Below are 11271 nucleotides of genomic sequence, written 5' to 3'. Positions count from 1 at the left end.
TGACCTTCTCCTTCTTGATAGTGATTTGAACAACCCTATCTTGGCTCATTTGAAGCCTTTATGGGAGGAGAGGGTCCATACCATTAATCCGCATAGATAATTGCCCACTCAGAAGCCGCTGCAAAAACGTACAGCTTAGCTCAATAGGCACAAGCGAATATGATCGAAGAACACAGCAGAGCAGTATCTTGATTAAAAAGGAAATTTACCTATGAACTTAAAAACCGTTATTGGCGCAATAGCTCTAGCTTGTGTAGGTGTTAGTTCTACTCCTGCTTTTGCACAACAAGCTGGCGCTCAACAGCCTCAGGGTTGGATGTGGGGGTTTGGCGTCGCAGCATCGCAAGATGTATATACCGACTTTGATAATCGCGTTGTTCCTATTCCTATTATCGGCTACACCGGTGAAAAGTTACGCGTTTACGGACCATTTATTGGCTATGAACTTTTTCGCGAAAGTGGCTTTACTCTTGACGCTCAGCTTGTCCCGATATTTGCAGGTTATGAAGAAGATGACAGTGCCGTATTTACAGGTATGGACGACAGAGATTTTAGCTACGCGGCCGGAGTTGGGCTTAACTACAACACGGGTAGCTGGGTTTATTCGTTGTCAACCAATGCCGATATTCTTGGTAAGTTTGATGGCTACCAAGCGTCCGCCCGTATCGGGAAAAGGTTTAGAATAAATAACTTTATGATCGAGCCGTCTATAGGCGTAAACTACCAAGACAGCAATTACGTCGACTATTACTACGGCGTGCGCCCTGAAGAAGCCACAGCATTTCGAAGTGCATATAACGGCGATAGCGCGCTCAATACGGAAGTACGCGTTGCCATCTCAACCCGACAGTTTCTGGGCGGCATGACCCGTTTAGAAGTTGGCGCCACCTTCTTTGACGATAGCATCAGCGATAGCCCGCTGACAGACGATGATACCGCGCTTAACGCCATGCTGGTTTATACACGCTTTTTCTAGACTATTGCTAATAGCCTACTCTACAACCGCGTAGATGGCTTAAAGACAAGGTGCTAGCATCAAAAAAGCCCTCATGTAAGAGGGCTTTTTAATATTGAGTTGATGCGTTTCGCTACGCGGGCTTTTTAAACGCTAGCGTTTCCCACAGTGGTACCGTAGACAAACTATGTTTATAGCTGCCAGATGTCTCTTTGGTGCTGTAAGACAAGTAAATCAGCGTTTTTGAGTCGGCATCGTAAATTCTTCGAAGCTTCATGTTTTTGAAAAACACGCTCTTAGATTTTTTAAAAATTACTTCACCTGAATCTGACTTATCAATGGCGTTTAACATCTCAGCCGTAATAGGGCCGGTTTGTCTGCACGCGATTGAACTGTCTGATGGATCCGACAAATCAAGGTTCGCTTCAATACTTGAAATATGGCAGGTTACACCTGTCACTATGGGGTCTTGAAGCGCATCAATTTTAATGTCTTTTGTGGTGAAAAGACCAAGAGACACATCGCCCACTTCGCTGTCGCTACAGCCTGCCAACGTAAACACCGACGCGGCGAGTAACCCCAGCACAGTGCTTTTCACAAAAGTGCCGCTCTTGAAAGTGCCTTTCATAGAAGTACGAGCCTCGTTTGAACTTAACCAACGTCCATTTGTTTTCATATCATTCCCACCTCTACTCTATTTATGATCTTTAATTGTTTACTCGAAATACCGAGCCTGTGATCATTTTAGCCTAACAGGTTTAACTGTGTCTTATCCATAAGGTCGTGCTGCTTAATAAGTTGCTTTGCCTTTTCAATATCTGGCGCAAAATAACGGTCTTTGTCGTAAAACGGCACTTGGTCTCTTAATAGCTGCATCAACACCTGTAGTTTTTCACTGGTTTTGAGCGGCTTTCTAAAATCTAACCCTTGGCAGGCGGCTAACCATTCAATGGCCAATATACCTGCCACGTTATCGAAAATATCTCGTAAACGCCTCGCGGCGAAGGTAGCCATAGACACGTGGTCTTCTTGGTTCGCAGACGTAGGCAACGAATCGATAGATGCGGGGTGCGCCAGGGTTTTGTTTTCACTAGCAAGCGCCGCACAGGTAACCTGCGCAATCATGAAGCCCGAGTTTACCCCACCATTTTCAACTAGAAACGGTGGCAAACCACTTAAATGCGTATCAATCATTAGCGACATTCTGCGCTCCGACAGTGCGCCAATTTCAGATAGTGCAATAGCCAGCATATCTGCCGCCATCGCCACGGTTTCCGCATGAAAGTTTCCGCCAGATAGAATATCGCCAGTTGGCGTATCAGCGTCATCATTATTTTCAACAAAAACCAACGGGTTGTCGCTTACCCCATTAGCTTCCACCACCAAAATCTCTTGGGCATAGCGCATTTGCTGTAAACACGCTCCCATCACCTGTGGCTGGCAACGCAGAGAGTACGGGTCTTGTACTTTTTCACATCGTTGATGTGAATGACCAATCTCTGAGGTGTCTAGCAATGTTCTAAACGCAGTGGCCACATCGCTCTGGCTTTTGTGGCCACGCACTTCGTGGATCCGCGCGTCGAACGGCACGCGGGAACCTAACGCGGCCTCAACAGTAAGCGCACCAATACCAATAGCACTATGAAGCGCATTTTCAGTATAAAACAGCCCCTGAAGTGCAAACGCTGTCGAGGCTTGCGTGCCGTTTAACAGCGCTAAGCCTTCTTTGGGTGCCAGCGCAATTGGCTGCATACCGGCTATTTCAAGGGCTTGGGCTGCACTAATTCTCTCTCCTTTATAAAAAGCTTCCCCTTCCCCTAACAGCACCACACTCATGTGTGCTAAAGGCGCTAAGTCGCCGCTGGCGCCTACCGAGCCTTTTTCAGGAATGGCGGGAGAAACCTGTGCATTAAACAAGGTAATGAGCGCTTCTATTACGCTGAGGCGAATGCCAGAGTAGCCACGGGCCAAGGAGTTAATTTTTAACAGCATGAGCAGGCGCACAGTATCTTCTTGCATAAAGTCGCCCGTACCGGCGGCGTGCGATAACACAATACTGCGCTGTAATAACTCTAACTCGTCAACATTAATACGGGTGTTAGCCAACAAACCAAAGCCGGTATTGATGCCATAGACAGTCCGGTTTTCTTTAATGACGTTCAGCACTACTTGCTCGGCGGCGTTTATAGCGGGTACTGCGCTTTCATCTAACGATAAATGAACGTGGCTTCGATGTACTTCCCGTAACTGAGCTAACGTCAATGTACCTGGCACAAGATTAAGTTGCTTAACGCCACCGTTTTCAGTAATAAAAGACGAATGCGACATGACTATTTCTCCCCACCAGAGCTTTTGATCGAGCTTGAATGTGTGCTTGTTCCATCGGGACTTTGATTATTAGCCGCGTTATTGATCATGGGAAGATCCAAGTTGTGCTTGGCAGCACAGTCTTTTGCAATGTCGTAGCCTGCATCTGCATGACGCATTACGCCCGTGGCAGGGTCGTTATGAAGAACCCGAGCAATACGCTCAGCCGCTTCGTCCGTACCGTCACAAACAATCACTACACCCGAGTGTTGGCTAAAGCCCATTCCTACACCGCCACCATGATGAAGGCTTACCCAGGTTGCACCACCCGCTGTATTTAATAGGGCGTTCAGCAGCGGCCAGTCCGAAACGGCATCTGAACCATCGAGCATAGCCTCTGTTTCTCTATTGGGTGAAGCTACCGAACCAGAGTCGAGATGATCCCGTCCAATCACAACTGGCGCGCTTAACTCGCCACTGCGAACCATTTCATTAAAGGCAAGCCCCAGCTTTTGTCTTTCACCCAGCCCCACCCAGCAAATACGCGCGGGCAGGCCTTGGAATTGAATGCGTTCTTTGGCCATATCTAGCCAGTTATGTAGATGGGGGTTGTCGGGTATAAGCTCTTTAACTTTAGCGTCCGTTTTATAAATATCTTCCGGATCGCCTGACAGCGCAGCCCATCTGAAAGGCCCTATGCCCTGACAAAAAAGCGGTCGAATATAAGCAGGAACGAAACCTGGGAAATCGAACGCATGCTCAATACCCTCTTCTAGCGCCATTTGTCTAATGTTGTTGCCATAATCAAGAGTAGCAGCGCCAGCTTGTTGGAAACCAAGCATTGCTTTAACTTGCAGCGCCATCGACTGTTTAGCACTTTTCACAACACCCGCTTCGTCTTTTTTACGCTGCGCCTCAGCTTGATCTAGCGTCCACCCCACTGGTAGGTAGCCATTCAGCGGATCGTGCGCACTGGTTTGATCGGTTACAACGTCGGGAATAATCCCTTTTGCCAGCATATCGGGAAAGACTTCAGCAGCATTGCCTAATAAGCCAATTGATACAGGCTTCCCAGCTTCTTTGGCTTCTTCTAGGAGTTGCATGGCTTCATCTAACGAATGCGCTTTTTTGTCCAAATAGCCCGTGCGAATTCTGAAATCTATGCGAGTTTCATCCACCTCCACAGCTACCATTGAAAAGCCAGCCATGGTTGCAGCTAAAGGCTGTGCTCCGCCCATACCGCCCAAGCCACCAGTCAAAATCCAGCGTCCTTCAGCGCTTCCTTCAAAATGCGTTTTGGCCACGCTCACAAACGTTTCATAAGTACCCTGGACAATGCCTTGCGAGCCTATGTATATCCATGACCCTGCGGTCATTTGCCCGTACATCATCAAACCTTCTTTATCCAGAGCGTTAAAGTGCTCCCAGTTTGCCCAATGCGGTACAAGGTTAGAGTTAGCAATTAACACACGAGGTGCATTTTCGTGAGTGGGAAATACCCCAACAGGTTTGCCTGATTGAACCAGCAACGTCTCATCAGTATTTAACCGCTTGAGTACTTCTACAATTTTGTCGTAAGACGCCCAGTCACGGGCCGCACGCCCAATACCGCCGTAAACCACCAGATTTTGCGGATGCTCCGCAACGTCTGGATCCAGGTTATTCATTAACATGCGAAGCGGCGCTTCAGTTTGCCAGCTCTTCGCATTTAGCGTACTGCCTCTTGGGGCACGTATTTCTCTTGTAGGGTCGAGGCGTTTCATAAACTTCTCCTAGGCATATTCTTACGTTTGCCGATTTGTTTTTTATTAGGAAGTGTCATCTTTTTAGAAAGTAATGAGTTGCTAGCGCCTTTGGCGCAATGACACTTAGAACTCCAAGTGTCCTCCCAAGCGGTATCGACTACCTGGGTGATACAGCACCGCGTGGCTAACCACTGCGCTTGAACTCGCTTTTGGACTGTTATTTACGGATGTATCTGACGTAGCCTTTAAGCCGTTCCCTAACTGGGCATTCGCCGTTGAGGACTCGCCAATATTGCTCTCATCACTCGTTATTGCGCTGGGCACTCGAGAGAATGTTCGTCGAGTAATCTTCAGGCACGGCTCTTTAGGCTTAATCAATAGTGCTTGTGCAATATCTTTTTCAACAACCACAGCTTCTAAGCTATGGTCGGCTTGTGAAAGGGGCGCGACCTGATTCAAATAAAAGTTTGCAGTTTGAGCTTTAAAATCTTTATCTAAATAGTCGTTAATCCACGCTGGGTTAACCCACCTATCTTCATACTGCACGGGTAGATTGTTCTCGCAGTGTACGATAATGCTATGAAATACTGGCTCTCCCACATCGATTCCCAGTCGTTGAGCAATAGCATCACTGGCTGGCGAGGTTTCCAACACCAATATCTCGTTAGTGTATCTATGCCCCCGCTGCTCTATTTCATCGCGAATACTTTTGATCTCAAGCATTGAGCTCATAGGGCGACTATCTGACACAAAGGTGCCTATCCCCTGGCTGCGCATTAAAATGCCCTCGTCCACCATTTCACTTAACGCTCTTCGCGCAGTCATTCGGCTTACACCGTGCTGCTGGGCAAGTTGGTTTTCTGAAGGCACTTGGCTACCCGGCTTCATCTCACCACTTTCGATGGCATCCAAAATTGCTGTCTTAATTACTCTGTACCGAGGTTGCATATCGTGGCCATTCACAACTAAATTGTTAATAATATGCTAACAGCATACTTGTATATACAAGTATGCACAAGTACACTGAACTCAAAATTTACACTGCGTTTCAGTAAAGATTCTGGTCAAAGCCAGACAAAGAACAAGACGACCAGTTAGACGAAAAAACCAAACAAGAGGTGGCTTAGAGTGGAGCACGTTATGGGTTATCAGTACGACACGCTTATTTACAATGTTCGCATTGCGTCTATGCAAGACAACAAGTTGCCCTATGGCGAATTACCGCCACACGCCATTGCCATAAAAGACGGTAAAATTGCTGCGTTACTTCCTTGCGATGACTCACTAGACGAAGTGTTTGAGCAAGCCAAAAGCGTAATAGATGCCACTACCCTAATTCCCCAAAATGAAGGTTCAATGCCCAAACACCCGTGGCTATTGCCTGGCTTCATCGATTGTCATACGCATCTGGTGTATGGCGGCAATCGCGCCGAAGAATTCGAAATGCGATTGCAAGGCGCAAGTTATGTAGATATTGCGCAGCGCGGCGGTGGTATTAAAGGGACGGTTGAAAAAACTCGACGCTCTGACGAAAACACCCTGCTTCACACTGCGATAAAACGCGCAAAGCGACTGTGCGAAGAAGGTGTTACCACCATTGAAGTCAAATCAGGTTACGGGCTGGATTTAGACACTGAAGTGCGCATGTTACGCGTGGCTAAATCCCTTGAGCAGCATCTTCCTGTGAGTATTAAAACTACCTATTTAGGCGCTCACGCCCTGCCCAATGAATTTGCTGACGACTCAGAAGGATATATCGATTTCATTTGCAACGAGGCACTTCCTCATATTGCTTCGCAAAACTTGGCTGACGCCGTTGATGTATTTTGTGAAACTATCGGTTTTTCAACTTCACAAACAGAACGGGTGTTTAGCTGCGCACAGCAGCACGGTTTACCCATTAAAGCTCATGTAGAACAGCTTAGCGACAGCAAAGGCGCAGTGCTAGCAGCTAAGTACGGCGCACTATCGGTAGATCACATTGAATATTTAGCTGACAGCGATATTCCCTTACTTGCCCAAAGTGGCACCGTTGCCGTGCTTTTACCAGGCGCTTTTTATTACCTAAGTGAAGTTCAAAAGCCGCCGGTAGACGCCCTAAGGGCGCACAATGTGCCCATGGCCTTAGCAACAGACTTTAATCCAGGTAGTTCGCCGTTAGCCTCAATCCTTACCGCGATAAATATGGGGTGTGTGCTGTTTCAACTTACGCCAGAAGAAGCGCTACGAGGCGCTACTGCTTACGCGGCTAGCGCACTCGGGCTGCACGACCGAGGTGTTATTGAAGCAGGCAAGCTTGCTGACTTAACGCTGTGGGATATCGAAACACCGGCAGAGCTTGCCTATTGTATTAATGGACACCGCCCCATTGCGGTGTTTAAGGAAGGTAAACATGTTTAAGTGGCAAGGCAGAATAGACAGTGAAGACGGTGTTGAGGGCCTACGTTGGCATCAAAAAGTTAACAAACTTGAAGTGGGCGAAGATAATTCATTGGCCAACTCCGTTACCCTTGTTGGTTTTGAAAGTGATTTAGGTGTGGCATTTAACAAAGGCCGCGTAGGTGCAGCTGCTGGACCAAACGCTATTCGCCAGGCACTTGCAAACTTGCCTTGGCACTGGCCAAACGCATCATTAGCCGATTTAGGGAATGTTACCGCTAAAGAGAACTTAGCCCAGGCACAAGCCCAATATGCTGACGCCATTTGCTATGCGCTCAAGCAAAATGATGGTTTGGTCATCGGTCTGGGAGGGGGACATGAAATTGCATGGGGTAGCTATCAAGGGGTTTTCAATGCTAAGCCCGAAAGCGCACGCATTGGTATTATTAATTTCGACGCCCATTTTGATTTAAGAAAGCCTTCACCAAACACCAGTTCAGGTACGCCGTTCAGGCAAGTGTATGATCACTGCCAGTTACACGACACACCGTTTCATTATGCTTGTTTGGGCGTATCGAAAGCGGCTAATACACCAGCGCTGTTTAACTTTGCCATTACATCCAAGACCCGTTATTTAACCGACGTGGCATTAAATGATGAATCGCTGTGCATGCAGCGAATAGATGAGCTGCTATCTCCGATGCTAAAAGACATCGATGAGCTTTACGTCACAGTATGTTTAGACGCATTTCCAGCCGCACAAGCACCTGGCGTTAGCGCGCCCAGTGCATTGGGAATTTCCCCCACAGTTGTTATCAACACGCTACACTTTTTAGCACAGCATCAAAGTACTTACGGGTATCAATGGAGATTGTGTGACGTTGCGGAAATGAACCCCAATTATGATATTGATAGCCGCACAGCAAAGCTGGCTGCACGGCTAATTTTTGAAGCAGTAGATGCAATAAGCTCGCACACTTAACGAGTTAACGCTTTAACGTTTGACGCTTTTATGTTTACTGGCCGCCTGCCCTTTCACACGCAGCGGCGGTAAACAAGACATCTGTAGAGCTATTTAATGCTGTTTCAGCAGAGTCTTGCAGTACGCCAACAATAAAGCCCACCGCAACTACCTGCATAGCCACTTCATTGGGTATATTAAACAGGCTACAGGCAAGCGGAATAAGCAATAACGACCCACCAGCAACACCTGAACTTCCACATGCTGATACCGCAGCGATAACGCTTAACAATACCGCAGTAGGGAAATCTACAGAAATTCCCAAGGTATTAACCGCAGCTAGCGTCAACACGGTTATTGTGATCGCAGCCCCAGCCATATTAATGGTGGCGCCTAACGGAATAGATACCGAATAGGTGTCCTCATCAAGCTTTAAGCGTTTACACAGCGCCATGTTTACCGGGATATTCGCAGCCGAACTACGAGTGAAGAATGCCGTAATGCCACTTTCTTTAAGGCATTTGAACACCAAAGGATAAGGGTTCTTTTTGGTTGCCAGAAATACTAACAAAGGGTTGGTCACTAGTGCGATAAATAGCATCGCGCCAATCAGTACCGTTAATAAATGAGAGTAGCCAAGCAATGCTTCAAAGCCCGTTGTAGCTATGGTATTAGCTACCAAGCCGAAAATACCGAAGGGCGCGAGTTTAATAACAAAACCCACCACGGTTGTTACGCTATCTGCCATATTTTGAAGTAGCGCTTTCGTTGCCTCGCTAGCATGACGTAGACCTAAGCCTAGACCTACAGCCCATGTGAGAATGCCTATGTAATTTCCATTTACTAATGCATTTACCGGGTTATCTACCATGTTATAAAGCAAAGTAGTTAGGACTTCCGACACCCCTTTCGGCGCAGCTTGGCTAACCTCTGAAGTCACTAAGCTTAAGCTGGTAGGAAAAGCAAAGCTTGCCAACACGGCGGTGAGTGCGGCCAGTAGTGTGCCCAACAAATAAAGCACAAGCACGGGTTTGATAAAGGTTTGCTCGTTTTGCTTATGGTTGGCAATGGATGCCATGACCAAAACAAAAACCAATAAAGGAGCTATTGCTTTTAAGGCTTTTACAAATAAGTTACCCAATAGCCCTGCTGATTGAGCAGCTGAAGGTGAAAAAGTAGCTATCGCAATACCGCATACGATACCAATGATAATTTGCAGTACCAAACTGCCATTCATGTAGCGCTGAAACAAGCTGGGGCGTGACGTTGAATCCATAAATACTGGTCCATTATTATTTTGACGACGCACCATAAAGGATAACGTTACACAAATGAACCTGTTTGGTCTTAGTTACTCGCAAATAACCGTATGCTTGCCGTTTATAAGGGTTTACATGCCTTCAAGTATCTTTTGCGTATAAGACGTCCACTGGTAAAGAGGAAGTTCTCCATCAATATAATAGTCTGGCTGAATGCCTACCCCATCAATGGCCATATGCGGAATGCGTAAACTTTTAGTCAGGCTGTAATACAAAGTAAAAGTACCGCTCGGCGAATCAGTTTGATACATGTTAGAAATATCGAGTACACCTGCGGTAGTTTGCCCAAACAGCTTTACTTTTTTGCTTTGTTTAGCCGCCAGTAAGAACTGCTCAGCGGTGCTGCCATTACTTGAATCAACAAGTACGCCAATACTCTTCGGCAAGGGTTCAATTTTGTCGAATGTCTCCACCGTTACGTCTTCATCAATATTGATGTAGCTGCCGATGTGTTGATTAAGAATGTCGTACCCGTCTTTTGCCCATTGCTTTTCTTCTTCACTAAAATGAGGGTTTTGCAAAAAGCCAAGCATTCTAGAATTGTTAAGCTCGGTAGATAAGTATTCCATGCCTACAGTGCGAATAGGGTTAGTGTATAAAATAGGGAGTAAAGACGCATAGCTTACGTCACTACCACCACCGTTTCCTCGGATGTCGATAATGAGGTTTTCAGTTTTTAAAATCGTGTCTAGGTGCTTAGCGATAACCGCGTCGATGTCTTTTTTGAAGGCGTGATCGAAAGCCGGTATGCGAACTAACACAGTGTTCTCTGAAACTTTCTCGAATAGCGGAGCCTTTGTACTTAGTAGGCGAACATAGCGTGTTATTTCAGGCGACGATTCTTGTCGCGGTTCCTCTCGCGACATAACGATAAAGCTATTGCCCAACACCACTTCATTGTTACCCAAGAGTGTCATGGTATCGATTTGTCGGGCGGAGTGATCGCCCATAAAAAACGTCACTTTTGCAGTATTGTTGTCTTCAGGGTCATTAACGATGAACTTTACTTGTCCCGCCTTCCATGAAGGGTTGGTACTTTCAACGATATAAGCTTTATGGACATTACCTTCTTTTTTTAACGCAACTGTATAGCTTGAGAATTGCCAAATCCCTTCAAGAGTTTCGTCACGTTTGCTTTTTAAATATTGTTTAAATGCCGATAAATCGAAATCATGCACTACCGATTCGCGTACCGTTTCCTCTGAACCATTCGTATTTAGTACAAGACCAACATGCCCCTTGCGAAAAAACGTAAGCCAGTCGCTAAGCACACTTTGGCATTGCGCTTCGTTCTTCGCGCTTTGTACCCGAGCCAAGATGGCATTATTGTGGGCGGAATAAAGGTCCTGCCCTTTTTTCTCGACGCTATATTGAAAACCGGCATCGTTGTTTTCAAACGTGCTTTTTAGCCATGCAAACTCACTTTCACATTGAAAGGTACTACCAAACGAACAGAAAGAGGCAAAAAGAGGGAGTATCGCAAATCGTTTCACTAAATATGATGTCCATATCTACTTTTAATAACGATAAAGTATCATAAAACTATGATCTTGCGAGCATTTACCTCGCACATACTTGTAAGCAAACGTTTTAGCTACTAATCCC

9 protein-coding genes are annotated in these 11271 nt (G+C 46.3%); 3 read left to right on the top strand and 6 right to left on the bottom strand.

Going from position 1 to position 11271, the window contains the following annotated elements:
* The first annotated feature begins 211 nt into the window (after positions 1–211).
* Entirely contained in the window at positions 212–976 is a 765-nt protein-coding gene (locus MHN02_RS06300; protein WP_014975793.1) for a MipA/OmpV family protein, read from the top strand.
* A gap of 112 nt (positions 977–1088) precedes the next feature.
* On the opposite strand, the gene MHN02_RS06295 is transcribed toward MHN02_RS06300, so the two are convergent.
* The 4 genes from MHN02_RS06295 to MHN02_RS06280 all read right to left on the bottom strand — a co-directional run bounded on the left by MHN02_RS06295 (position 1089) and on the right by MHN02_RS06280 (position 5955).
* Entirely contained in the window at positions 1089–1583 is a 495-nt protein-coding gene (locus MHN02_RS06295; protein ID WP_230598746.1) for a CreA family protein, read from the bottom strand.
* A 116-nt stretch (positions 1584–1699) separates the two neighbouring features.
* Positions 1700–3283 carry a histidine ammonia-lyase gene (gene hutH / locus MHN02_RS06290; protein ID WP_239245116.1) on the bottom strand — a complete coding sequence of 528 codons (1584 nt, stop codon included), beginning with the start codon at positions 3281–3283 and terminating at the stop codon, positions 1700–1702.
* Positions 3284–3285: 2 nt separating this feature from the next.
* Positions 3286–5025, bottom strand: a complete 1740-nt coding sequence (gene hutU / locus MHN02_RS06285; RefSeq protein ID WP_239245113.1) for a urocanate hydratase — start codon at positions 5023–5025, stop codon at positions 3286–3288.
* A gap of 105 nt (positions 5026–5130) precedes the next feature.
* Complete coding sequence (locus MHN02_RS06280) at positions 5131–5955, bottom strand: UTRA domain-containing protein (protein WP_239245110.1); 825 nt, start codon at positions 5953–5955, stop codon at positions 5131–5133.
* 192 nt (positions 5956–6147) lie between these two features.
* Between MHN02_RS06280 and hutI the strand changes: the two genes are divergently transcribed.
* Together hutI and hutG are read left to right on the top strand one after the other, a co-directional pair.
* Entirely contained in the window at positions 6148–7407 is a 1260-nt protein-coding gene (hutI, locus tag MHN02_RS06275) for an imidazolonepropionase (RefSeq protein WP_239245107.1), read from the top strand.
* Positions 7400–8368 (top strand): formimidoylglutamase, encoded by a 969-nt coding sequence (gene hutG, locus MHN02_RS06270; protein WP_239245104.1) that lies wholly within the window; start codon positions 7400–7402, stop codon positions 8366–8368. Before hutI ends, hutG begins: the two co-directional genes overlap by 8 nt.
* 34 nt (positions 8369–8402) lie before the next feature.
* Here the strand turns inward: hutG and sstT are convergent, their stop codons facing one another.
* The gene (gene sstT, locus MHN02_RS06265; protein WP_239245101.1) at positions 8403–9623 is read right to left on the bottom strand and encodes a serine/threonine transporter SstT; all 1221 of its coding nucleotides are present in this window, start codon (positions 9621–9623) and stop codon (positions 8403–8405) included.
* A 114-nt stretch (positions 9624–9737) separates the two neighbouring features.
* Positions 9738–11159, bottom strand: a complete 1422-nt coding sequence (locus MHN02_RS21785) for a S41 family peptidase (protein WP_239245098.1) — start codon at positions 11157–11159, stop codon at positions 9738–9740.
* Positions 11160–11271: the final 112 nt, after the last annotated feature.

Source organism: Alteromonas sp. CNT1-28, from assembly GCF_022348345.1.
Lineage (GTDB): Bacteria > Pseudomonadota > Gammaproteobacteria > Enterobacterales > Alteromonadaceae > Alteromonas > Alteromonas macleodii.
The sequence above is the reverse complement of the archived record's forward strand: the minus strand, read 5'-3'. Positions and strand labels throughout refer to the sequence as shown.